Below are 434 nucleotides of genomic sequence, written 5' to 3'. Positions count from 1 at the left end.
TTCTTCTTCACTCCACAACTCTGGAAAAAAGATTCTTTTTTGATATTTTGGCAACATGTATTTTTTCCAATCACTACCACCTGTAGCTTCATGATTTCCTGGAACACTTTCAATGTACTTTTTAGCTGCGTTAAAATGACCCATTACCCAAGTGATATTTACAGTTCTATCGTAGTGACGCATTGCCGCAACCAATTCTGGATTTTTTTGATCAGCTTCAGGTAATTGTTTAAACTTTCTGAGAAGATTTATGGTATTATACTCTTCCATATATTCGAGAAATTGTTTTTTATACCTTTTCTCAAACTCTAACAAAAGATATGATTTCTTCCCTGTGTGATAATCTTTCCCTGCTGCTTGCCAATACAAATGTTCAAAAGCATGCTCGTATGGCGTATTTCTATCTATAGTTGCCCTAAAGCGAAGATCAATTA

At 34.6% G+C, this 434-nt stretch carries 1 pseudogene; it reads right to left on the bottom strand.

Annotated elements, in window-relative coordinates:
* Positions 1-434: pseudogene (locus MW871_RS16305) on the bottom strand (tryptophan 2,3-dioxygenase family protein); the annotation flags it as partial.

Origin of the sequence: Flavobacterium pygoscelis, assembly GCF_023162025.1 — a bacterium.
GTDB lineage: Bacteria > Bacteroidota > Bacteroidia > Flavobacteriales > Flavobacteriaceae > Flavobacterium > Flavobacterium pygoscelis.
This window is presented reverse-complemented; position numbering and strand designations above follow the sequence as displayed.